The sequence below is a fragment of the Streptomyces sp. H51 genome, from assembly GCF_035656535.1.
GTDB lineage: Bacteria > Actinomycetota > Actinomycetes > Streptomycetales > Streptomycetaceae > Streptomyces.
In genome coordinates, this window is the sequence record NZ_JAYMHD010000020.1 from 237,162 (window position 1) to 261,325 (window position 24,164).

The 24,164-nt window shown below is 66.3% G+C and carries 19 protein-coding genes; 16 read left to right on the forward strand and 3 right to left on the reverse strand.

The features are described from left to right. Nucleotides 1-112: 112 nt before the first annotated feature. The 13 genes from VKA29_RS05695 (at nt 113) to VKA29_RS05750 (ending at nt 20,043) form a co-directional block, all read left to right on the forward strand. Entirely contained in the window at nt 113-1,603 is a 1,491-nt protein-coding gene (locus VKA29_RS05695) for a fatty acid desaturase (RefSeq protein WP_324784069.1), read from the forward strand. Between the two features lie 102 nt (nt 1,604-1,705). Beyond that, the gene (locus tag VKA29_RS05700; protein ID WP_324784070.1) at nt 1,706-2,911 is read left to right on the forward strand and encodes a type III polyketide synthase; all 1,206 of its coding nucleotides are present in this window, start codon (nt 1,706-1,708) and stop codon (nt 2,909-2,911) included. Between the two features lie 46 nt (nt 2,912-2,957). Further along, the gene (locus tag VKA29_RS05705; RefSeq protein WP_324784071.1) at nt 2,958-4,850 is read left to right on the forward strand and encodes an ATP-binding cassette domain-containing protein; all 1,893 of its coding nucleotides are present in this window, start codon (nt 2,958-2,960) and stop codon (nt 4,848-4,850) included. 419 nt (nt 4,851-5,269) lie between these two features. Continuing rightward, on the forward strand, nt 5,270-7,960 hold the full coding sequence (locus tag VKA29_RS05710; protein WP_324784072.1) for a helix-turn-helix transcriptional regulator: 2,691 nt from the start codon (nt 5,270-5,272) through the stop codon (nt 7,958-7,960). A gap of 633 nt (nt 7,961-8,593) precedes the next feature. Beyond that, entirely contained in the window at nt 8,594-9,034 is a 441-nt protein-coding gene (locus tag VKA29_RS05715; RefSeq protein WP_324784215.1) for a very short patch repair endonuclease, read from the forward strand. 151 nt (nt 9,035-9,185) lie between these two features. Continuing rightward, nucleotides 9,186-11,735, forward strand: coding sequence for a Z1 domain-containing protein (locus VKA29_RS05720; protein ID WP_324784073.1), 2,550 nt, complete (start codon nt 9,186-9,188; stop codon nt 11,733-11,735). Continuing rightward, the gene (locus VKA29_RS05725; protein ID WP_324784074.1) at nt 11,732-12,757 is read left to right on the forward strand and encodes a PD-(D/E)XK motif protein; all 1,026 of its coding nucleotides are present in this window, start codon (nt 11,732-11,734) and stop codon (nt 12,755-12,757) included. Before VKA29_RS05720 ends, VKA29_RS05725 begins: the two co-directional genes overlap by 4 nt. Further along, nucleotides 12,754-14,745 carry a hypothetical protein gene (locus VKA29_RS05730; protein WP_324784075.1) on the forward strand — a complete coding sequence of 664 codons (1,992 nt, stop codon included), beginning with the start codon at nt 12,754-12,756 and terminating at the stop codon, nt 14,743-14,745. The genes VKA29_RS05725 and VKA29_RS05730 overlap by 4 nt, the downstream gene beginning before the upstream one ends. 41 nt (nt 14,746-14,786) lie before the next feature. Next, complete coding sequence (locus VKA29_RS05735) at nt 14,787-15,638, forward strand: hypothetical protein (protein WP_324784076.1); 852 nt, start codon at nt 14,787-14,789, stop codon at nt 15,636-15,638. Next, a complete protein-coding gene (locus VKA29_RS05740; RefSeq protein ID WP_324784077.1) occupies nt 15,638-17,479 on the forward strand; it encodes a DNA cytosine methyltransferase in 1,842 nt (613 codons plus the stop codon). The genes VKA29_RS05735 and VKA29_RS05740 overlap by 1 nt, the downstream gene beginning before the upstream one ends. A gap of 9 nt (nt 17,480-17,488) precedes the next feature. Next, nucleotides 17,489-18,835 carry a DNA cytosine methyltransferase gene (locus tag VKA29_RS05745; protein ID WP_324784078.1) on the forward strand — a complete coding sequence of 449 codons (1,347 nt, stop codon included), beginning with the start codon at nt 17,489-17,491 and terminating at the stop codon, nt 18,833-18,835. Nucleotides 18,836-18,917: 82 nt separating this feature from the next. Then, nucleotides 18,918-19,181 (forward strand): transposase domain-containing protein, encoded by a 264-nt coding sequence (locus VKA29_RS36915; protein ID WP_420718441.1) that lies wholly within the window; start codon nt 18,918-18,920, stop codon nt 19,179-19,181. 484 nt (nt 19,182-19,665) lie between these two features. Beyond that, nucleotides 19,666-20,043, forward strand: a complete 378-nt coding sequence (locus VKA29_RS05750) for an IS110 family transposase (protein WP_324784216.1) — start codon at nt 19,666-19,668, stop codon at nt 20,041-20,043. Nucleotides 20,044-20,285: 242 nt separating this feature from the next. On the opposite strand, the gene VKA29_RS05755 is transcribed toward VKA29_RS05750, so the two are convergent. Beyond that, on the reverse strand, nt 20,286-20,915 hold the full coding sequence (locus VKA29_RS05755) for an ATP-binding protein (RefSeq protein ID WP_324784079.1): 630 nt from the start codon (nt 20,913-20,915) through the stop codon (nt 20,286-20,288). A gap of 213 nt (nt 20,916-21,128) precedes the next feature. Here VKA29_RS05755 and VKA29_RS05760 point away from each other — a divergent pair, with 213 nt between their 5' ends. Further along, nucleotides 21,129-21,977 (forward strand): helix-turn-helix transcriptional regulator, encoded by an 849-nt coding sequence (locus VKA29_RS05760; RefSeq protein ID WP_324784080.1) that lies wholly within the window; start codon nt 21,129-21,131, stop codon nt 21,975-21,977. Beyond that, nucleotides 21,974-22,192: a DUF397 domain-containing protein gene (locus VKA29_RS05765; protein ID WP_324784081.1), complete on the forward strand. Its 219-nt coding sequence runs from the start codon at nt 21,974-21,976 to the stop codon at nt 22,190-22,192. Before VKA29_RS05760 ends, VKA29_RS05765 begins: the two co-directional genes overlap by 4 nt. Before the next feature lie 17 nt (nt 22,193-22,209). On the opposite strand, the gene VKA29_RS05770 is transcribed toward VKA29_RS05765, so the two are convergent. Then, complete coding sequence (locus VKA29_RS05770; RefSeq protein WP_324784082.1) at nt 22,210-22,632, reverse strand: MarR family winged helix-turn-helix transcriptional regulator; 423 nt, start codon at nt 22,630-22,632, stop codon at nt 22,210-22,212. A 63-nt stretch (nt 22,633-22,695) separates the two neighbouring features. On the opposite strand from VKA29_RS05770, the gene VKA29_RS05775 reads away from it, so the two are divergent. Continuing rightward, complete coding sequence (locus VKA29_RS05775; RefSeq protein WP_324784083.1) at nt 22,696-23,508, forward strand: alpha/beta hydrolase; 813 nt, start codon at nt 22,696-22,698, stop codon at nt 23,506-23,508. On the opposite strand, the gene VKA29_RS05780 is transcribed toward VKA29_RS05775, so the two are convergent. Then, nucleotides 23,463-24,011: a DUF2267 domain-containing protein gene (locus VKA29_RS05780; protein WP_324784084.1), complete on the reverse strand. Its 549-nt coding sequence runs from the start codon at nt 24,009-24,011 to the stop codon at nt 23,463-23,465. The genes VKA29_RS05775 and VKA29_RS05780 overlap by 46 nt on opposite strands. Nucleotides 24,012-24,164: the final 153 nt, after the last annotated feature.

Below are 24,164 nucleotides of genomic sequence, written 5' to 3' on the forward strand. Positions count from 1 at the left end.
TTGTTCTACGCACGCAGACACACGAATCACTTTCCGGCGGACCCCACGTACCGCTTGAACGCAGGAAAACCAACCGGTGCACTGATTGCGAGATCAGGCGGGGAGGAAAGCAATGACGACAACTGACCGCCCGGAGGCCGAGCCGACCGGCCGGCCGGAGGCCGAGCCGGAGGAGTTCAGCCGACCTCCTCACCCGGAGGGCCCGCCGCCGATCTCCAACGTCTGGGTCTACGACGGAAAAGCCTACGACCTGAGTGAATGGATTTCCAAGCACCCGGGCGGCGAATTCTTCATCGGACGCACGAAGAACCGCGACATCACCGCCATCGTCGGTTCTTACCACAAGAACCCCGAGGCCATCGCGAGAATGCTGGAACGCTACTCGCTGGACCGTGTGGCACTGCCGGAGGACATTCACCCGAAGGCCAACGCCCCGGCGTTCCTCTTCAGCGAGGACTTCGACAGCTGGCGCGACACCCCGAAGTACCGCTTCGACAACAAGGACGATCTCCTTCACAAGGTGAAGGCCCGGCTCAAGCAGCGCGAGATGGCCGCCCGCATCAGGCGGATGGACCGCTACTTCAACATCACGGTGGCGATCCTGGCCGTCCTGTACTTCGCCGTGCAGGGCCTGCGCCTGTTCGAACGCAGCTGGATACCGCTGCCGGTGTTCGTGGTCGCCATGGTGCTGCTGCGCAGCGCGATGGCCGGTTTCGGTCACTACGCGATCCACCGTGCCCAGAAGGGCATGAACAAGATCTACGTGAATGCGTTCGACCTCAACTACGTCGCCCTGTCGTTCGTGACCGCGGACGGCCACGCACTGCTGCACCACCCGTTCACGCAGAGCGAAGTGGACATCAAGAAGAACGTCTTCACGATGATGATGCGGGTGCCACGGCTGTTCCGCATTCCGCTGCACACTGTACACAAGTTCGGTCACACGATGACCGGCATGATCATCCGGCTTCTCGATGTCTGCCGGCTCACCCGCAAGGTGGGCGTCAAGGACATGTACGGGACGTGGGGCGGAGCGCTGCCGCACTTCATCGGCTCGTTCGGCGTGCGTTTCCTGCTGGTGGGCGAGTTCGTCCTGTTCGCCGTGATGGGGGACCTCTGGGCCTGGGTGCTCCAGTTCCTGATCACCATGTGGATCAGCACGTTCCTCGTGGTCGCCAGCCATGACTTCGAGGTCGAGACCGAGGAACTGGTCCACAACACCGAGGACTGGGCCGTCGACCAGATGGAGCAGGCCTACGACCTGAAGGTCGTCGGGAACCGCTACGTCGACTGCTTCCTGTCGGCCGGCCTCAGCTCGCACCGCGTGCACCACGTGCTGCCGTATCAGCGCAGCGGCTTCGCGAACATCGTCACCGAGGACGTGCTGCGTGAGGAGGCGGCGAAGTTCGGGGTCGAATGGATACCGGCCAAGAGCTTCTTCACCGACCGTTTCCCCAAGCAGATCAACACCTATCTGCTCTCGCCCTCGGACGATGCCGTGGAGAAGGACTGGGGATTCTGGCGCGAGCATTTCTCGCCGCTCGCCCTGAAGCAGTGTGTCGTCTACGCGGCGCAGGGATTCACCGGAATCGGCACCGTCTGAGGCTGCCGCTCAAAGAAACTTCACTGGCGATCGGGCTCGACCGCGCCTCATCTCGTCGGCGCTCGCCCGGTCTGCCGTTCATTCCATGCAGAGGAGAAATCCGTGACTATCACCATCGGTGACGGCTTCACGTCTTCTGAAACAGCGACCGGCATGGCCGGACGCATACCCGCCCACGACCCGATCGGAGGTGCGCTGCCGCCGGCTCCGCTGACCACCGTGGGCGTGATCGAGAGCATCGCGACGGGCTCGCCGGACCGCAACTTCGAGCAGGCCGAGGTCGCCGAGCGGGTGGCCGCGCTCTTCTCGGAGCCCGCGCAGCGACGCCGTATCCCGCGGCTGTACCGCAGGACCAGGATCACCTCCCGTCACCTGGCGATCGACCCCCTGGACCCCGACTTCCTGAAGTTCAGCAAGGAAGTCGGCACCATCCGGGATCGCATGAACCTCTTCTACCGCCATGCGGTGCCGCTCGCCGTCGACGTGGCCGGCCGCGCTGTCGCGTCCCTGGACGACCCGGCGTCGGACATCGGCATGCTGGTCTTCGTCACCAGCACCGGATTCATCGCGCCCGGCGTCGACGTCGCCCTCATCAAGCAGCTGGGGCTGTCACCGACGGTGAACCGGGTGGTCGTGAACTTCATGGGCTGCGCCGCGGCCATGAACGGCATGCGCACCGCGGTGGACTACGTTCGCGCCCACCCGGACAAGAAGGCCCTGGTGGTGTGCCTCGAACTCAGTTCGGTGAACGCCGTCTTCGACGACGACGTCAACGACGTGATCACCCACAGCCTGTTCGGCGACGGCTGCGGCGCGGTCGTCATCGGCGCCGGCCAGGTGCACCAGCCGCTGGCGCCCGGCAAGGTCGTCATCCGCGACACCTTCAGCCACCTCTTCGACGGCGCGGAGGACGGCATCGTGCTCGGCGTCAACCACAACGGCATCACGTGCGAGCTGTCGCAGAACCTTCCCCAGTACATCTACCAGGGTGTGGACCCGGTGGTATCGGCGGTGCTGGAGCGCAACGGCCTGGCCAAGTCCGACGTCGATCTCTGGGCGATCCACCCGGGCGGACCGAGGATCATCGAGGAATCGGCGCGCTCGCTGGGCATTCCCGAGGAGCGGGCGGCATCGAGCTGGGACCTGCTCGCCCGGCACGGAAACATGCTCAGCGTTTCGCTCGTCTTCGTACTGGAGCAGATGATCTCCCAGGCCGAGCCGGACCAGCAGATCTCGACCGGTGTGGCGTTTTCCTTCGCGCCCGGCGTCACCCTCGAAGGCATCGTCTTCGACATCGTCCGGCAGTGAGCGCCGAATCCAGGCCTGATCGCGGCCTACGAAAAGAGCGGTAACCATGCAACTCATCAGGTACCTCATCTCGATATCCAGGATGCGGATCGCCGCCGTCATCGCCGCCGGCCTGGTCTGCGGTGCGGCCAACACCTATCTGGTGATGCTCATCCGGGGCGTCGTGTCACCGGAACCGCATCCGGGCGTGACCGTCCACAGCTTCGCCCTGACCGGACTCGTCATCCTGGCCGGCGGTGTCCTGTCGCAGATCCTGCTGATCCGGCTGGCCCAGGACGCCATCTACCGGCTGCGGACCGACCTGAGCGCGGGCATCGTCTCGGCCCCGCTCGAGCACCTCGAACGGCTGGGCACGCACCGCCTGATGGCCACGCTGACCGAGGACGTCCGCTCGCTGTCGCAGGCCGCCACGGCCATTCCGAGCATCTGCATCGACGCGGCCACCATCATCGGCTGCTTCGCGTTCCTGGCGGCCGTCTCCGGGATCGTCTTCGCGGTGACGGTGGCGGCCACGCTGCTCGCCATCGCCTGCGTCGAGGTCATCCTCAAGCGCGTACGGCGCATCTACCGGGAGGCACGGGAGCAGGAGGACGCGCTGCTGCGTTCCTACCAGGCCGTCTCGCTGGGCATCAAGGAACTCAAGCTGCACCGCGTCCGGCGCCGGGACTTCATGACCCGTCACCTGCTCGGCTCGGCCGACACCCTGCGCGCGCAGAACGTCAGAGCCGGCTCGAAGTTCTCGGTGGCCCAGGGATTCGGCCAGATGATGCAGCTGGCGACCATGGCCCTCGTCCTGTTCGTGCTCGCCGAGGCGATGAACTTCGAGCGCGATGTCATGGTCGGGTACGTGCTGGTCACGACCTTCCTCGCGATGCCGATGCAGAACTTCATGCACCGGATCCCGGACCTGCTGCGCGGTGACGTGGCGCTGGCGAAGATCCGCTCCATGAACCTGTCGCTGGAGACCATGCACAACGAGGACAGCCTGCCTTACAGCGACCGGCCGCAGGCGGGCGAGGCGCGGCTGGAACTGGTCGACGTCGGCTACAACTACGCGGCGGAGCCTCCGTCGCCGTTCCCTCCGCCACCCGGAACCCAGCCGCCGCCCCATCTCGCGGGCGGCCGCAAGCCGGGTCCCGGGGGACATCCGCCCAGAGAGCACGCCGGTCATCCCGCCGGGCACCACGGCGGGCGTCCGCCCGCCCCGGGCTCGGGTCCGGCGTCACCGCCGCCGGATGTCAACGGCCGTCACCGGATCAACCACAGCTTCGGCAACGGCCTGCCCGCGCCCATGGGACCGCCGCCGGGTGACGACGGCTCCGGTTTCCGGCTCGGCCCGCTCAACCTGGTCTTCGAACCTGGTCAGGTCACCTTCGTCGTGGGCGGCAACGGCAGCGGCAAGTCCACCCTGGCCAAGCTGATCACAGGACTGTACGTCCCGCGCACCGGGCACCTGGCGCTCAACGGGGAGCACATCGCCCACGAGAACATCGAGTGGTTCCGGCAGAACGTGTCGGCGGTGTTCACGGACTTCCACCTGTTCGAGGACTACCCGGGCTTCGACCAGCCGGACCTCGACGGTGAGGTGCGGCGGTACCTCGAAGAGATGCAGCTCGCGCACAAGGTGACGGTGGAGAACGGCCGCCTGTCCACCACCGCGCTGTCACAGGGGCAGCGGAAGCGGCTGGCCCTGCTGACCGCGCTGCTCGAGGACCGGCAGATCTACGTGTTCGACGAGTGGGCCGCCGATCAGGAGCCCCGCTTCCGGGAGGTGTTCTACCGGGAGATCCTGGCCGACCTGAAGCGGCGCGGCAAGACGGTCATCGTGATCACGCACGACGACCGCTACTTCGACCTGGCCGACCAGCTCGTCAAGCTGGACTTCGGCCGGGTGGCGGCGGTCGAGCAGCTGCCGCAGCCGACCGTGGCCGCCGATTAGCGGCCGGCGGCCACGACCGGAGCCGGTACACCTCCGGCCCCGGTCCACCCGCTCGACGATGGCCCGCTCGGTCCGGAGAACGTCTCCCCGGGCCGAGCGGGCCTGATCACATCCCGCCTGATCACATCCCGTCTGAACACATCCCGCTTGATCACCTCCCGCGTGAACACATCCCGCGTGGCAGGACCTGCCGATACCCACGCCCGCCCAAGTTCAAGATCAACACATTCCGCTGTCGCCTGGACGCGCAGGATGCCGTACTTTGAGGCGCTTGATCCAGTCAGCCGGTCCTGGCCACCGAGGCTCATCGACAGCCCGGAGGCGAGGTCCGCAGGGGGCGTAGGGGTGGACATGGAGAGATCGGGCCACGGCGGGTGGCAGCCGCGGGCACGGGCGCGGGCGTCGTTCGGAGGCCGCGGGTGAACGCGCGGCCGAGCGCCTCCCGCTGGCCGCTGGTCGGCAGGGACGGGGAACTGGCGCTGTTCACCCGGGCGTGGGCGGACCGGTCGTGTCAAGGGGTCGTGGTGTGCGGTCCGGCCGGCGTCGGCAAGACACGGCTTGCCGAGGAGTGCTCGGCGCACGCCGTCGCCTCGGGTTCCAAAGCGCTGCGGGCGACCGCCTCGGCAGCCGCCGCGACGGTGCCGCTGGGGGCGATCGCGCACCTCCTGCCGGCCGATGTGGACCTGTCCGACCCGGTACGGGGCTTCGACCAGGTCGCCGCCGCGTTGGCCGCGCCGCGAGGGCACGAGTGGGCGGTGTTCATCGATGATCTGCACCTCCTGGACGCGACCTCGGCCGTTCTGCTCCGCCAGCTGCTGGACGCCCGCGTCATACGGCTGATCGGCACGGTGCGCACCGGAGAACCGGCGAGTGATGCGGTGGCCGCCCTGACCGGTCCGGAAGCGGTGTGGCGCATGGACCTGGGCGAACTGAGCGAGGAACAGACCGACCAGTTGCTGCGCCAGGTGCTCGGCGGCCCGACCGGCCACCGCACCCTGAAGCATCTGCACACCGTCTCCCAGGGCAACGTGCTCTACCTGCGCGAGCTGGTCGTCGGCGCGCTGCGAGCCGGGACGCTGACTCGCCGCGGCATGGTCTGGGAACTGACCATGGACCTGCTCACCAGCACGCCCAAACTCACGGAACTGATCAAAGCCCGCCTCCTGGCCGGAGGCCCGGCCGCGCTTCCGATCCTGGAACTGCTGGCTCTGTGCGAACCGCTGCCGCTCGCCGACGCGCAGGCGACCGCGTCGCTGGACGTACTGACCGACCTGGAGGGCGCCGGCCTGATCCGGGTCACCACGAGCCGACGCCGCACCACCGTGCAACTGGCCCACCCCCTCTACGGCGAGGTGCTTCGCGCCGGCATCCCCTCGCTCCGCCGCCGGACCCTGCTGCAACACCAGGCCGAGCGCACGCTGGCTCATGGCGCACGCCGGCGTGACGACGCGTTGCACCTGGCCACCTGGCAGCTCACCGCCACCGGCACCGCCGAACCGGGCCTGCTGAGCCAGGCCGCCGCCCTCGCCCGGCACGCGCACGACTACCGGCAGGTCGTCACCCTGCTCGAGGCCCTGCCCGAGACCCACCGCACGACCGCCACCCGGCTGCTCCTCGGTGAAGCCCACTCGAGCCTCCATCAGTTCGAGGAGGCGGAAACGGTTCTCGCGAGAGCGTGCGAGGCCGCGGAGAACGAAGCGGAACGGATCGTCACCGTCCGGGCGAGAGCTCTGACGCTGCTCCTGCACGGCCGCACGAGCGAAGCCCTGAGCGTGAACGACTGGGGCAAGGACCACATGGGCAGCACCATCGGCAAGAGAGCCATCCAGGCGAACGAGGGCTACATACGCTGCCTCACCGGGGAGCCGGTCCTCGGCCTGGGCCTGCTGGACGCGATGGCGGACCTCGAAGCGGCGATCGACTCGGAGCACATACTCGACGTATGGCTGGTGAGCGCGCTCTGCAAGAGCCTCGCCCTGGCCTTCACCGGTCAAGCAGCCGACGCCGCAGAATTCGCCACGAAGGCATACGCCACCCACCTCCGCATGGACCAGAAGGCGTTGTTCCAGCACCCTTCCGCCCAGCTTCACGGCCTCACGGTGGCCCTGACCGAGGCCGGAGACCTCGAACGGGCCCGGACGACCGGCCGGGACGCGATTGCGCAGGCAGTCGCCGCCGGATCGCCCGCCAATTACCTGTGGGCGAGTTTCTTCACCTGCCGCAGCGAGTTCATCGCCGGTCACCTGAGCGAGGCACGCGATCTCTGCGCGGAGGCCGCTTCGGAGGCCCATTCCCAGAACGTCGCCTTCGCCACCCGCCTCATGGACTCGGTCCTCGCCGCGACCCACGCGCAGACGGGCGACGTCGAGACCGCCGAAGCCATCGTCGCCGAGAGCCTGGACCACCCGATGAGTGGACTGTTCAGAGGCGAGGAGCGGCTGGGCGAGGCCTGGCTGCACGCCGCCCGAGGGGACCTGGCCGCGGCCCGGGCGGTGCTGACCGAGGCCGCCTCGAGCGCGCGCCAAGGCGGCCACGTCACCTCGGAGGCGCTCCTGCTGACAGACGTCGCCCGGCTCGGCGGCGCCGGCGAGGTCGCCGATCGGCTGGCCGAACTCGCCGGCACCTGTGACGGCGCCCTGGGACAGGCCCGGGCCCACCTCGCCGCCGCCCTGGCGGCCGATGACCCCGACCGGCTCTTCGCCGCCGCGGAAGACCTCGAAGCCCTCGGGGCGGACCTGCTGGCGGCGGAAGCCGCCACCGCGGCCGCGACCGCCTGGCTACGGACAGGAGAGACCCGGCGCGCCGCCAACGCGACAACGCGGGCCACCGTCTGCGCACGACGCTGCCCCGGCGCGAGGACGCCGCTGCTGGCCGGAGCGGAGGCCACCGCCCCCCTCACCACGCGCGAACGGGAAATCGCCCTGCTCGCCGCGGGCGGCGCCTCCAGCAACGACATCGCCGCCGCACTCCACCTCTCGGCACGCACGGTCAACAACCACCTGCAAAGCGCCTACCGCAAGCTGGGAGTCACCAGCCGCCGAGACCTGGCCGACATACTCCACCGCACAGCCGGCGACCTCCACGCGCCGTCGAATGAGGCGGCCCGCTAATTCCCGACGGCCGGCGCAGCCGGTGTTTGAGGCGCGAAGCACCGACTTCCACCCTTCCAGCGCCGATCACGGCTTGGGCTGCTCGTACGACGAGCCGGACCGACGCCATCCCGCCGGGAGAAGGATCCGGTGGCCGTACAGGATCCGTGCGCCGTGCGGCCACAGCCCGCACCGCAGTGCCGTGAACGCGCCGCACTCCAGGCCCTGCGGCACCGCGCACTGCGGGTCTCGCGCTGCCCCTTCCCCTGGCAGATGGCGACAGCCGAGGCGCCGCTCGCGACGAAGTGGCCTCTCCTTCGGGCATCATGGCGGCTTTCACAGGCATTGACCGTCAACTCGCCCCACACTGCGCCCAGTCCGCTTCTCAAATGGTCAGGTCTAGCAGCGGAACCCTGGGGCCGGCCCAACCTGGGCGTCGTCACCGGCACGATCCCTTTACAAGGGGCTTCGACCCCTACGGACCCGTCGCTCCTCCCCCAGTACGCGACCGCCCTTGCAGCTCGGGGGAGAACGGCGGCCTGGCCTCCGCAAAAGGGCGCAGCTTGCTGGTGCGGGTGGCCACCGCCTCAGACACGCCGGCAGAATACTTGCGTGTCTGAGGCTGTCCCATCCTCCCCATCCGTCTCCGCTCGCATGAGCCGACAAGGCTCCCGCGACACGGCGCCGGAGGTCGCAGTGCGACGCCTGCTGCACGCCTCGGGGCTGCGCTACCGAGTGAATGTGCCTGTACCGGGCATGCCTCGCAGAACCATTGACATCGCCTTCAGCAAAGCGAAGATCGCTGTCTTCCTGGACGGCTGCTTCTGGCACGGCTGCCCCGAACACGCAACGCAGCCGAAGGCGAACGCAGCGTGGTGGCGGGCGAAGCTCGACAAGAACATGGCTCGCGATCTTGAGACAACCGAGCACCTCACCTCCGCCGGGTGGACGGTACTGCGTTTCTGGGAGCACGAGTCCGCCACGGACGTGGCTCACCACATTTCCGCGTCCTTGACGGCGAAGCGACCACCTCCAGCCGAGGACCCCTCCGACACGGATCTCACCGAGAGTGGCGAAGAGGACAACAAATCGTGACCTTGATTGGCTTATCAACGACCACCTCGCCGCCCAATAATGTGTGGACGTTGTGTGTGGGGTGCCGACCTGCACTTCTGAGGGCATGTCTCGACGGCAGAGCTCCACGGGCGGGTGGCGCGACGAGTGAGAGCGGGGGCGGTCCAGTCCTGTGACCGACGAATTCGATGACATGTACGAGACGTTCAAGGCAATCCTGGACGCCTTTCCCCCGTCGGAGGCTGTGAAGCGACTGGAGCAGATGGGCGTCCAGTCGGAGGTCATCCAGCAGATCCGCGATCGACACGAGCAGCAGACGATACGCATCAAGGAACTTGAAGAACCTCATGCCGTCGTCCTGGGCAACCGTGACACTTGGTACACGGGGCCACAGCCCAAGGACAAGTGCTGGCCCGCAATCGAGAACATGCTGCTGAAGGACGGCTGGTCCAAGGACACCGCCATCCGGAACCTGGACGACTCGTCCACTCGGGTCGTCTCGCTTCTGAACCACCCGAAGGAAAAGGCTTTTTCCACGCGAGGCCTGGTAGTCGGCTACGTACAGTCCGGCAAGACGACCAACTTCACTTCGGTCATGGCCAAGGCCGCCGATCGAGGTTACAAGCTGTTCATTGTTCTTGCAGGCATTCACAACGGCCTTCGCCGGCAGACCCAGGCCCGCCTGGTACAGCAGCTCGTGGAACCCAACCCCTCGCTGTGGTCACAACTTACCGATCTCGACAAGGATTTCACTCCTCAGGCGAATCCAGCCTCCTACTTCGGCAAGAGCAACAAGACGCACGTACTGTGCGTCGTGAAGAAGAACGCGACCGTCCTGCGCAAGCTCTCCGGGTGGCTGGACAAGGCGTCGGACTACCTCAAGGACTGCCCCGCGCTGATCATCGACGACGAGGCGGACCAGGCCACGGTCGCGACGAAGTCCATAAATCCGCTGATCCTGAACATGATGAAGAGCCTGCCGCGTTCCGCGTACGTGGGATACACGGCATCGCCGTTCGCCAACCTGCTGATCGATCCGAGCGCCGAGGATCTCTATCCGAGGGACTTCGTCGTCAACCTGCCGAAGCCGGAAGGACACTTCGGTACAGAGGTTCTCTTCGGACGCTATGCACTGGACGGCGAGGACCCGAACCAGGTCGATGACGGCCATGACATGATCCGATCGGTGCCGGAGGACGACGTTCCATGCGTGCGTCCTGAAACGAAGGCCGACATCGAAGGCTTCGAGCCCGTCATCACAGACACCCTCCGCACAGCGGTCGAGTACTTCTGGCTCGTGACAGCCGCTCGTCGTGTTCGTCGTACCGGCAATCCGCACAGCACGATGCTGATACACACGAGTGTCAACACTGCCGTGCACAACAGCTTCGAACGACCGCTGAAGCACCTTCTGAACCGAGCCGCGCACACTCTGAACGACGCCGTCTTCCTTTCCCGGTTGCGGGATCTCTGGGATCAGGAGACGGCACGCGTTCCCCCCGAGGACTTCGGTGAAACGAAGGTGCCGTTCGACGAGCTGGTTGCGGAACTGCCCGGTGTACTCCGCAGTTGCCGCATCATCATGGACAACAGCAGCAGTGAGGCACGTCTCGACTACGAGAACGGTCCAGTCGTGGCTATAGCCGTGGGAGGCAACACCCTGTCGCGAGGCCTCACTCTCGAGGGCCTGTCGGTCAGCTATTTCGTGCGTGCAGTCTCCGCGTACGACACCCTGCTGCAGATGGGGCGTTGGTTCGGCTTCCGGAACGGCTACGCCGACCTGCCCCGCATTTGGATGACCGACGAACTTGCCGAGTGGTTCAGGCACTTGGCCACGGTCGAGACGGAAATGCGCCGTGACATCGACATATACATGACCGAGTCCGAGACGCCCCTCACCTTCGCCGTACGTCTGCGCACCCACCCTGCTCTGCGCGTGACTGCTGCTGCCAAGATGCGGGATGCGGTCACAGCCGCCTCCTCGTACGGGGGTCAGCGGGTTCAAACCCACTACTTTCACACCAACGCCGACTGGCTGCGGGGAAATACCACCGCTGCACGCAACCTGGTCACCGCAGCCATCTCGAACGCCGTCAGGATGGAGGACCGCTCGGGGGACGGCCGCTACATCTTCCGTGATGTGCCGTACGACGTCGTGACCGACTTCCTGACGACCTACAAGTTCCACGAGAAGTCACCCGAAAACGACGCTGACCTGATCAGCGGCTACATACGAAAGCGGGTCGCAGTCGGCTCGTTGCGCCGATGGAACGTTGCGATCGTAGGCAATCCCGCAGGCGAGCCGTTCTCATTCATCCCCGGCGTGGCTGTCGGGCGCAACATCCGCAGCCGTGTTGCCGTGACCAACCCGACTCCGGACTTCGCCGACATCAAGACCCTCATGAGCCGCCGTGATGCCGCCGTGGACCTGGCAGGAGACATTAGCAAGCTCACCGAAAGCGGCATTGTCGAGGAACGACGCCGCCAACTTCCGGACACGGGACTGCTCGTTCTGTATCCCATCGACAAGACGTCGGAGCCCGGCCCCGGAAAGAAGCTGCGTGCCCCACTGAATGCGGAGGAGGACGTGATCGGCGTTGGCCTCGTCTTTCCGAAACCGCATGGTGGGGACAGCACGGTGGAGAAGTACATCTCCGCGGACCTTTCGGGTGTTCGATTGGAGGACGAGGACTTCAGCCTCCTCGAAGGTGAAGACGCATGAGCGGCGACAGCCTTCGTAAGGTTGTCGAGGAACACTGGAGTGCACTCGAAGCAGAGCCGCCCAGTGGCGAGCGTCGTCTCCGTGTTTCACAACTTCCGGTGGATACCGAACAAGGTGTCGTGGCGGCAGCGGTCGACCACGACGGGTTCCGTCACCTACTCATACCCGTACGCTCTCATCTGAAAATCCGTTCAGGCCTAGATGGACCCGTTCTCGACTTGCGTAAGCGCCCCCTGGAGGATGGCGAGACGTACCAGACATACGCTGATCTCGCCTGCGTGCACTCGGACTTGAACGACCTGTTCACAGAACTGTGCGCAGACATATTGGACGCGACTGGGAAACTGCCGAACAGTCCGGTCAAGGCGCTCTATCGAGTGCTCGACCACTGGAAGGCTCTGTTCCAGCCGCAGGGCACTGTGCTTGGCCCCGAAGAACTCGCGGGCCTTTTCGGGGAGCTGTTGGTGCTTGACCGCTTCCTGCAGCACGACTCGAGTGCGCATCGCCTCTGGTGGGGACCGGACGGCCACCACCACGACTTCACGGCCGGAAACCTGGCTGTCGAGGTGAAAACGAGCGCCAAAGGAGAAGGTCGAAGACCGCGGATTCATGGGCTCGACCAACTCGACGCTCCGGAAGGCGGGACCCTCTGTCTGGCCTGGTTCCGCCTGCATCGCGCCAATGGTACTGATTTCGGTGTCGGCTTCTTGGAACTTCTCGAACAAACCTTGCGGTCATGTGACGATGAAAGTGCCCTCCTCGGACTTCTCGCTCAGGCCGGCTATCTATCCGTCGATGCCCATCGGTACCGCGATGTGCGCTTCGCCGTCGATGAGGAACGTTGGTACGAGGTGAACCCCGACTTCCCCGCCTTGACGACACGGGCGCTCGGCGCGGCAGGGGTGCCGATCTCCGTTCTCGACGTCGAATACACCATCGACCTCTCCGGTGAGAACCCGCTCCCCATGGCACCGGCCGCGGTGTCCCGAATGATCGATCGCATGATCCAGGAGTCCGCGTGACGGAACCCCGCTGGTTCTCCCAGCCCTACCCTCCAGAAGGCGCGAGCGCCGCCGAGGGCATTCGCAACCAGCTCGGACGGCCCGAGCTCGATTTGCTCACCATCCTGGTACGGGAGTCGGCACAGAACAGTTGGGATGCCCGGCTCGAGAAGTCCTCGGTGCCCGTGGACTATCGCATCGACATGTGGACTGTCGGACCAGCCCACGCCGGCGCCTGGCGAGAACTCCTCCTGGGCGGCGCCCCCAAGAACGTCGAAGACTTTCCACTCCGCGGCACCCTCAAGCGGGGCCCGATCCGTGTTCTGTCCGTGTCCGATCGCGGGACCCGCGGCCTCGGTGGCCCGACACGAGCGGACAATGCCGTGGGCCCCGAGCGTGACTTCGTCTCCTTCATACGCAATATCGGGGAACCACGCGACACGGCGCTCGGCGGTGGCACCTACGGCTTCGGCAAAGGAATTTTCTACCTTCTGTCCAAACCTGGCACAGTTATTGTCCATTCCCGCTGCCGAACCTCTGCTGGGAGGCATGAAACCCGTCTCATCGGCTGCACGCTTTGGAAGAGCTACGTGGCCTCGGAGCCCGCGGGCAATCGCCGCTACACAGGAAGACATTGGTGGGGCGACACGTCGGGCGAAGTGGTCGAGCCGTTGGTCGGCGAAGAGGCGGAAGCCGTGGCTCAACGCCTCGGCCTCAAGGCGTTCGGACCGGAGGAAACCGGAACGACGGTCGTCGTCATCGATCCGAATCTGGACGACTCCGAGCCTGCGGAGGCGGCCGAGTACCTGAGCGACACCATCGCCTGGCACCTGTGGCCCAAAATGATCTCCACTGCGGGCAAAGCACCTGCCATGTGCTTCTCCGTGACCCACGACGGAGTACAGCAGCCGGTACCCGATCCGCGCACGACACGTCCGCTCAATATGTTCGTCGCGGCATACGAAGCGATGATCGGCCCGGACGGTAGCGACCTGGCATGTCACAAGCCCAAGAAACACCTGGGGCGACTCGGCCTGGTGAAACGGATCATGCCCTCGCTGGAGCCGACGCGCGCCTCCCTCATGCTGGATATCGAGCACCTGATTCATCACGTCTGTCTGATGCGCCCTGCGGAGTTGGTCGTGACGTATCACGCCGGGCCCAAGCCACCGAGTGCGAATCAAGGCTATGCCGGGGTGTTTCGGGCGGACGAAGCCATGGACGAGGTGTACGCCAAGGCCGAGCCGCCGACTCACGACGCCTGGAACCCTCATTCCCTCGACAGGCCGGAAAGCACTTACGTACAGACGACGTTCCGGCGCATCGGCGAATGTCTGGAGCACCTTCTCTCCTTGAGCGGCACAGCCCGCCCCGGAGCCAGCAGTGTCGCGCTGGGAGCGGCCAGTTCACTCTTCTCGGGATTGGTCGGCGGAGCCTGGGGCATCGGTGGGGCCACCGCCTATTCCAAACCGGGCAGCACCGCCACGACTGCGTCCAGGTCTGCCGACGCCGAGGACACCCCGACACACAAGGTCACCGATGGTCGACGTCCCTCGACAAAGTTCACGGACCGTACCGACCTGGACGGCAGACACGCCACTGGGGACTTCGGCGACGACGGACGACCGGACACAGAAAGGCCAGAAGGTGCCGCCTTCGACGCTCCGCGTCGCCGTCCCCGGGTGCAATACGTCGGCGACCCCTACTACGACGACCGCGGAGACGTCTCCGTACTGGTGCAGGCGTTCCGACTGCCCGTACCCGGGCCTCAGCGCGTACGCATTGACCTCGCCGTCACCCTGCCCGGTACAGGCGGACGAGAGACAGATCCCCCCATCGGGGCCAGCATGCCCGTACTGATCGGCTGGGAAGACGAGACCGGCCGGCTCCATACCTCCGACCCACAGGTGGTCGAAGGCGGCGACTCCACCTGGCGGGCCGTGGTACAGCCGGCTCCGGACACCATGACCGAAATCGGCATCAAGGTCGAGGCGGTGAGAACTGCGTGACACGACGCGTACTTCCGTACCGCGCCCCGACTGAGGACGTCGTGACACCGGAGGGCTGGCGCCTGGTGGTCGAGGACGGCGAGGTGGCTCTGCCCGAGGCCTTGCCCGACTGGGACTACCAGATGGACGTACACGCTCGCAGAACCCTTCGGGTCGACCTCGATCGGGTCCGACAGCAAACCGGGCTGTCGACGGACGTTTCGCTCATGCTCTCGGTTGTCTGGACTGCCACGGGCTCCAACCTCAGCGGCCCCGCTCAGCATGTACGCCTGTCCGAAGTCGGCACCAGGACAGTCGATCTCGATGTCCGGTTGCGTGGTGCCGACCTCGGGGGCCTGCTGCTCCTGGACACCGCACTCGTGCTTGCCGAGCGCGTGAACGACGCACGGCCTTCCTCACCAAGACGAGCCGGGTCCGTGCTGTGGAGTGACCGCACGACCCTTCGTCTGCAGGGCGACGCTCCGCAGTTCCCCATGGCCGTGATCGACTTCGCGCGAACCTCATTCCCGGAGGAAGCCGCCTGGCACCTGCAGATCAGCGGAGGCATGGAAAGCGCCACCATGGGTGCACTCCTCCTGCTCGTCAACGAGCAGAACACGGTCACCGCCACAGCGTTTCAAAACGCGGGCAGGCCTCGCCCGGTGGATCGCATCGTTCTCTCAGCGGTGTATGCGGATGCCGCCCGGGTCATGGTGGAGCACGCTCTCACACACGAGGAGTTCGCCGAGGACGCAGACTTCCCCGAGGGCTCGCTGGGCGCCACTCTATTGAACCTGTTCGACCAGCTGTTCCCGGGTCAGTCGATCACCGACATACGCCTGCGCCACAGGCAGTCGCCGGCCCTGTTCTCGTCGGACCTGCAGGCCGCCGTCAAGATCTTCGAGGTGTCATGATGAGCTATCTCTACCCTCGACTACTCGCCGAACAGGCAAGACCCCTCTTCGAGGAGTACCGGCACCTCCAGCCGGCCGACTTGTCCCGGCGCGTCGCCCTCACGCACGACTCTGCGGTGTACGTGGCCACGGGGGGCGACCGCGTCCCCTCCGGTCAACTCCGCGACCTACGGGAAGGCGTGCTGGAACTCGCAAAGCATGCCGGTTTCCCGGAAGCCTCCGACCGTACGGGCAATGCCGAGTTCGACCTTCGGCTGGCCGCTCTGCTGCACGCCGAGATGGGCATGGTGCCCGCCGAAGCCGCATCACGCGATGTCTGGGCCTTCCTGGCCCTCGTAGTCCTTCCCGATGTTGCGTTCTGGCGCTATCCGCAACCGCCCAAGGACCGAGTCCTCGGCACCGACCTCACCCGGCACGTGTTCGGACGTCTCTGGTGGCGGGCACAACTCGTTCGAGCACCAGAGGAGCCCGAGCCGTACCGCGCTCTCGAGATCCTCGGTGAGGCTGCTTTCGACCAGATCTACGCACGCCGGGCTGCACTGGGCGGAAGTCCTCACCTGGTGAGGGCGATCCTGCGGGTCTGGAAAGATCTGAACCTGACCGGTCTGAACGAGCGTGAGACCCTTCGCGACTTCCTCAAGCGACTTCTCCGGCTCGCTCCGTTCGTGCTGTTCGACGGAACCGAGGAGCAGGCTCTCGACGGCGAGTTGCGTGCAGTCGCCCAGGAGTCGCTGGACGCCCAGCGCCCGAAGTCCTCCATGCCGAAGGCGCCCACAATCCCTTCGTTTCCGGTGACTTCGGTCGAGGCCCCGGAGGTAAATCCTGTCTCCGAGTCCCGCGACGAGCAGTCTTTGCGTCGTCCAGGAAGACCGCCGGCTCCTGTCGAGGTCCGACGATTCAAGTCGGTGGAGATCTGTGCAGGGGCGGGAGGACAGGCGCTCGGCCTCGAACGCGCCGGATTCGACCCGGTACTCCTCATCGACAGCAAGGCGGATGCCTGCTTCTCGATCGACCTCAACCGACCAGCCTGGGACGTCGTGTGCATGGACGTGACCCACTTCGGCCCGAGCATGCGTCCCGACGCCATCGACGTCGATCTCGTCAGTGGCGGGCTGCCACGCGTGAAGTCGTCGGCGACAGTCGGGCGGGCGGAGGACACGGAGGAACGTCGGGTACTGCGCGCCGCGATCAGCCTGGCCTGCGACATCGGGCCCAAGGCCGTTCTCTTCGAGAATGTCCCCGACCTGGTCGACGACCCAGAGTTCGCTGCGGACCGCGCTTGGATGGACCACGAACTGCAGCAGGCCGGCTTCCACACCACATGGAAGATCCTGAACGCCTCGGACTTCGGTGTCCCCCAAAACCGGAAGAGCGGCTTCCTTGTCGCTCTGCGAGATCCCTATTTCGGACATTTTTCATGGCCCCTACCGGATGAGGAACCAGCCCCCACGGTGGGAGAAGCCCTCGGCCCCTCCATGTCTGCCAACGGTTGGCCGGGCGCCGAACGTTGGATCAAGAACGCCGACCGTATTGCCCCGGCTCTCATCGGCGGCTCCGACCGCAGAGGCGGGGCCGACCTCGGCCCGACGGGCAGCAAGAAGGCGTGGGCTGCCCTCGGAGTCAACGGCAACAGCCTCGGGGACGAGCCTCCTGGAGCCGATTTCCCCGTGGACGAACTGCCCAAGCTGACTGTCGAGCAGGCGGCGGCGATTCAGGCCTTCCCAGATGATTGGAAGCTCTTCGGTGGGAAGACCTCCAGGTATCGTCAGGTCGGCCACGCCATGCCACCTCCACTGGCCTACGCAGTTGGTCAGGCCCTCGCAACCGCACTCCGAAGCTAAGATCGCCCTATGCTCACGCCCCGTTCCACCACCCCCGAACCCATCACTGTCGTCGACCTCTTCAGCGGCTGCGGGGGCTTCACTCAGGGGTTCCACGAGTTCCGCCCCACGGGGGTGCATGGTGCTGGGCCCGTCTTTCACAGCATCGCGGCCGTCGAGCACAATCGCGCCGCAGCGGCCACGTACGCTGTGAACTTCGGGGAGCTTCGCAAGGACAGGCGGGCGCCGGCGGCCCGTGTGCATGTCGGAGACATCGAAGCCTGGAAGCCGACTCCGGAAGCTCTCCACGCGGACGTCGTCGTCGGAGGCCCTCCCTGTCAGGGGTTCTCGGCCTTGAATCGCGCGAAAAAGGGCAGCGAGCGAAACCGCCTCTGGGAAGAATACGTGCGAATCGTGGCGGAAATTCGCCCGAAAGTATTCGTCATCGAAAATGTGGACCGCTTCCTTAAATCGGATGAATTCCAGAATCTGCTTAATGAGTTGAAGACGGGGGGTAAGCTCGCCGATTACCGACTGGTCGATCCCCCTGGCCATGAACCCACCGACTCCGAGGAAGAAAAGAACAAGCGCTATCTTCTGAACGCTGCGGATTACGGCGCCGCACAGGCACGCCGCAGAGCCATCGTGATCGGTGTCCGCCGCGACACCGAAAACGGTCGCACGATGAAATATCCCATCAAGTCGCACTTCCGCCGCCCGAAAAGCGGAACCACTCCGGCGAGTCGACCGATCACCGGCGTCGACGCGGGAATTGTGTACTGGGAAACCGTGGACGACATCTTCCGTGAATCCTCCAAGCGCGCACTCGGCAATCTTCCTGATCTCAAGGACTTCGTGCCGGAGTTGAAGACCGAGCTTCCCGGGATATTCAGCACTGAAAACCTTCACTTCGGCCGTAACCCGGAGACGCTCTCTCTGGCCCGATATGGCGCCATCCCTGCCGGCGGGAACCGTAAGCACCTCAGCGGCGTGTGGTACACCCAAGATGAATTCGGTGAATTCAAGTACTTCGACACACCGAAACCTCCCGGCGTGAGGACACCCGTCGACTATCTCTCGACCACCAGTTGGGACAAGCACAACTCCGGAACCGGTGACGTCATGGGCAGACTCCGTCTCGGTGAACCATCGGTGACCATCCGTACCGAGTTCTTCAAGCCCGAGAAGGGACGCTACCTTCACCCATCAGAAGATCGCCCCATTACTCATTTCGAGGCCGCTCGCATCCAAGGGTTCCCTATGGAGTATCGCTGGTGTGGCACGAAGACAGAAATTGCCACCCAGATCGGGAATGCGGTACCCATTCCATTGGGGAAGGCTATAGCGGCAGCAATTCACGCCTACCTCCGTGACTGACTCAGCCGAGCGTTGATGCCGCCCGGGGGCCATCAACGACCAAAGCAGTTGCTTCTGAGCCGCGTAGGTAGTTGCCCCGCGTGTGACGGGGTGGGGTGCGGACCAGCGGGTACGGATCGGGATCCTGTCGAAGGTGTTCACCGCTGAGCTGGTCGACGCGGCGGCAGCCAAGCACGACCGGACCGAGCGGCGGCGCTGCCTCCTGCCGGCGCGGCTGGTCGTGTACGTCGTCATGAACGCACGGAGTCCGCGGTACCCGCCTCGGCGGCTACCGCGACGGCGAATGCAGCCTCTCCTACCCGCTCTGGCCCAGCTCCAGCGGTTCCGGAGACCTGGTCATCGCTGACCGTGGCTTCTGGTCGGTCGAGTTCGCTCACGTCTTCACCATGGCAGGGCGCGGACAGTCACTCCCAGCCCTCCCGGGCCAGCCAACAACTTAGCCGGGCCACCAGTATCCCCAAGAGCCGCGACGGCATCGTCGAGGCGACGCGGGTACTACGGATCGCGCGCCGCAGCGCTGTCAAGGCCCGAACCCAGGCGATGAACGAGGTCCGCGGCCTGCTCGTCTCGGCCCCCGCGATGCTGCGCGAGCAGGTCGCGGGCCTGGACCGCGCCGCGTTGATACGCACCCTGGCCCGGCTGCGGCCCGGCGACGACCTGTCCCGGCCTCTGGCCGCGACCCGGGCGGCGCTTCGCCGGCTGGCACGCCGCCACCAGGACCTCGACGAGGATATCGCCGAGCTGGAGCTGAGATCGGCCCGCTGGTCGAGCAGGCCGCACCCAAACTGCTGGAGCTGTTCGGCGTCGGCCCCGAGACCGCCGGACAGCTGCTGGCCACGGCCGGAGACAACCCCGAACGGAGGCGCTCGGAAGCCGCGTTCGCGCACTTGGCCGGGGTCGCGCCGATCCCGGCCTCGTCCGGACGCACCCACCGCCACCGCCTCAACCGCGGCGGCGACCGGGCCGCCAACAACGCCCTGCACACCATCGTGCTCACCCGCATGCGCTTCGACGAACGCACCCGCGCCTACGTCGAACGCCGCACCAGGCAAGGGCTGAACAAGAAGGACATCATGCGCTGCCTCAAGCGATTCGTGGCCCGCGAGGTCTACCACGCCCTGACCAGCACACCAACCGAACGAGTCGCTCAACCGACCTGGCTCCAGCGGCTTGACAGCCATAGGAGCATCCCGGTGGACAAGCCATAGCTGGATGCCCTCGTCAGCGGCGACGTCGTTCGGGCGACTGCATCGGCCGTCAACGGCCCCTTTCCCCCACCGTGAGTGAATGTCCCGTTCCATGGCACAGCGACGGTGGGACAACGAGGCGTGGGTTGCCGGTGCAGGGCCGACTCAGGGCAGGGACGCGATGCACTTCTGCTGGCCATGCATGAGGACTTCTCAGAGGTTTCCTACGTCAGGCACCCAAGCTGCGCAGCGATTCATTCGTCTCAGCAGTTCAGTTCAGCGTCGTAACGCATTTGAGCGCGATCCAACGCCTCGTCCACGTCGCAGCCGTGCACGCGAAGCCAGTGAAGGAAGTCCGTGATGACCGTGATCACCGACTCCTCTGCCACTGTCCTCCCGAGTCGTCCCGGGCCGGGCCGGAGGGGCGGTTTCGTACCTGAGTAGAACTCCAACAGGGCCTCGGCCCGCTGTACGCCGGGGCCTGCGACGTGGCCGCTCGGCGATGTGAGGCCCGTTGCCAGTTCGCACCAGGTGACTTTCCCGTCGGGGCGGAGCTGCACGCCCCAGCGGTCGGCGAGGGCGTCGACGAGAGCCATGCCTCGTCCGCCCTCCGAGTCGGCGTTCACGTCCAAGAGCGTGGGCTGGGCACGCGTATCGGGATCGTGGACCTCGATGCGCAGATGCACTCCGCTCATCGAGACTGCGAGCGTGGCCGGTGTGCCGGGGCCGACGTGCGTGATGACGTTGGACGCCAACTCGCTGACGCAGAGCTGGGCTTCGTCAGTGATCTCGTGCAGGCCCCAAATCCCCAGATGCAGGCGCATGACCCGACGCAGGGCGGCCACCTCCGTCGCCTCGGCCGTGAAGGGAAGGTCCCAGGGTTCGCGTGTCACGCATGCTTCCCGGCCCACGAAATCTCCTCTCGTTGCGGCGAAACCCGTGAGCGACCCAGTGTCACCGGTCATCACGGTGGGTTGCTTCGGCATCAGAGTGCGGGATGCGGATCCCTTCATGCAATTTGCAGGACGAGATTCCCACTTCTGAGTGATTGGCAGGCACACCCCTTGGCGGCAGACTGAACGCCCGCTATCCGAAACGGGGTTGAAATGGCCGGATCACCGACGGCACGCCGTCGCCGTCTTTCGTTCGAGTTGAAGAAGCTCCGGGAGCAGAGCGCGCTCACCTGCGCACAGGTCGGTGAGGCCCTGGACTGGAGCGGCTCCAAGGTCAACCGCATGGAGACGGGAAGCGGCCGGGTCCAGCCGTCCGACATCGAGGCCCTGTGCCGGTTCTACGGCACCAGCGAGGAACTGCGCGAGTTTCTGAAGTCGTTGGCCCGGGAGGCCAAGACACGCGGCTGGTGGCAGGTGCACGGAGCCGGTATCCCCGAGTGGTTCAACATTTACATCGGCCTGGAACAGGACGCTTCGACGGTGCGTCAGTATCAGTGCGAGGTGATCCCCGGCCTCATGCAGACGGAAGCCTATGCCGGCGAACTCCACAGGTCGGGCGCTCACATGACCGCCGCGGACATCGAGAGAGCCGTACATGTACGGATGGAGCGCCAGGCCATGCTGACTCGTCCTGATGCGCCTGATGCATGGTTCGTCGTGAATGAGGGTGCTCTTCGCAATGTCATCGGGGACCGCAGTCTGATGCGGGAGCAACTCGAGCGCGTCCTGGAGTCGGCCGGGCTGCCGACCGTGACCTTGCAGGTCCTCCCCTTCGACTCAGGGACCTATCCAGCAACAGGGACGTTCACCATGCTTGGATTTCCCGCCCCGGAAGATCCCGATCTGGTCTATCGAGACGGCATCACCGATGCCGTGTACTTGGAAGGCGAGCATCATGTCCGTGAGTACACCAAGGCATTCGACGGCCTGCGGGCAGCGGCTCTGAGTCCTCAGCGCTCGGCACTATTGGTCGAGTCGATCTTGAAGGAGTACGCAAGGTGAGTTCTACAGCACCCAGGGGCACCGGCCGTCCGGTCTGGTTCAGATCCTCGTACAGCAATGGCGCGGGAGGGGAGTGCGTCGAGTGCGCGCTGGGCGATGACAGCGCTCTGGTACGCGACTCGAAGAGCACGGAGAAGTCCGCGATCACCGTCGGTAGCGACGCCTGGCGGTTCTTCTTGCAGCATATGCGGGAGACCCGACACCAAAACCTGTAGGACCCCAGGGCTCTCGCCTACTCCTCGCCGCTGTTCAGCCGTTCCAGCAACCCCAGCAGAACCCCCCGCTCCTCCTCCCCCAGCGGCGCGAAGCATTCCGCCAGGACGGCGTCAGCCACTCGGTGGCCCGCGTCCAGGGTGCGCTCGCCCTCCGGGGTGAGGTGGTGGGCGAGGCGGCGGCCTCGGTCCGGGCGGCGTTCGACCAGGCCCTGGGCGACCAGGCGGCCCACCAGGGTGCCGAAGGCCTGCTCGGTCTGGAAGGTGGCCGGCGCCAGTTCGCGGGCCGACGCGCCCGGGGTGCGGGCGATCGCGCGCAGGGCGTCCCACTGGGCGAGGGTCGTGCCGACCGTGGCCAGCGCGCCGTCCAGCGCCCGGTGCTGGCGGTACTGGGCCTGCTTGACCGCCCGGCCGAGGAGTTGAAGTCGCTGGTCGACGTGCATGAGGGCCAGGGTAACAAGAAACTAAGCTAGCTTATATAAGCATGCTTAGTTACAGTGTTGCGCATGCCTGCCGAACAGATCTGCCGCGTGTACGACGATCTTCCGCTGCGCCTCTCCGAGGACGGCCCCGAGGACGGGCCGCCCGTGCTCGTCCTGCACGGCGGCGGCGGGCCGGCCACCGTAGCCGGACTCGCCCGGCACCTCTCCGGCACCGGCCGCCGGACCCTCACCCCCGTGCACCCGGGCTGGGACGGCAACCCGCGCCCCGACTGGTGCACCGGTGTCGACGATCTCGCCCTCGCCTACCTGCACCTGCTGCACGACCGCGGGCTCACCGAGGTCCTCGTGGTCGGCTCCTCGCTCGGTGGCTGGATCGCCGCCGAGATGGCCGTACGCGACCTGGCCGGCACCGTCGGCGGGCTGGTGCTGATCAACGCCGTGGGCGTGTACGTCGAGTCCGAGCCGGTCGCCGACATCTTCGCGCTCGACCCGCGCGCCGCCGCCGAGCACTCCTGGCACGAGCCCGACCGGTACTACACCGACCCCGCCGGTCTGCCCGCCGAGGAACTCGCCCGCCGCCAGGGCAACATGGCCACGGTGCGGATCCTGGCCGGGGAGCCGTACATGCACGACCCGAAGCTGCTGCGGCGGCTGGCGCGGGTGCGGCGGCCCGCCCTGCTGGTGTGGGGCGAGAGCGACCGGATCGTCACGCCCGCCTACGGGGCCGCGTACGCGGCCGCCTTCGGCGACGGCCGGCTGGAGACCGTCCCGAAGGCGGGCCACCTTCCGCACATCGAGCAGCCGGAGGCCGTCTTCGGCCTCATCGACGCCTACGCCGGCGGGCCCAGCTCCGCGCGGCCGAACAACAGGGCGTAGCCCTGGGGCAGTTGGCTCAGGATGCGGTCGAGCAGGTCATCGCCGACCAGTTTCGACAGGACGCCCAGGACCGAGCTGACGTCCCAGCGGGCCGTGGCGGGGGTGGCTGACTCGATGCGGTCCGCCACCGCGTCGACGAACTCCTGGGCCGTCAGCGGGCGTGTGGCCGGGATCTGGGAGGCGACCGCGCGGGCCGCCTCCTCGGGCAGGGCGCGGGCGAGGTCGACCCGTTCGTCGCCGACCACATGTCCGCCGAGGGCCGACAGGACGATACGGGTGACTCGTTCCGCCTCCGCCCGGGTGGTGTACTGGCCTGCCTCCCGCACCCCCTCCACCAGGTCGTCCCATTCGGGTCTCGGGCCGGATGCCGACCCGGGTGCGGGAAGCGATGCGGGTGCGGGCCGTGGGCTCGGCAGCGTCGTCTTCGGGGTGGCCTTCGGGGCGGTCGTCGAGATGGTGGTCGTCAGCGGCACCGTCACGCTCGGTACCGTCGTCGCCGTCATGTGCGGGCTCCTCCTCCGGGTTCACGCAGGGGTGCGCCGCGTCCCGCAGGCGGACGCGCTGCCTGCGGGACGCTTGTCGCGGTTTCGTCGTGTCGCGGTTTCGTCGTGTCGCGGTTTCGTCGTGTCGCGGTTTCGTCGTGTCGCGGTTTCGTC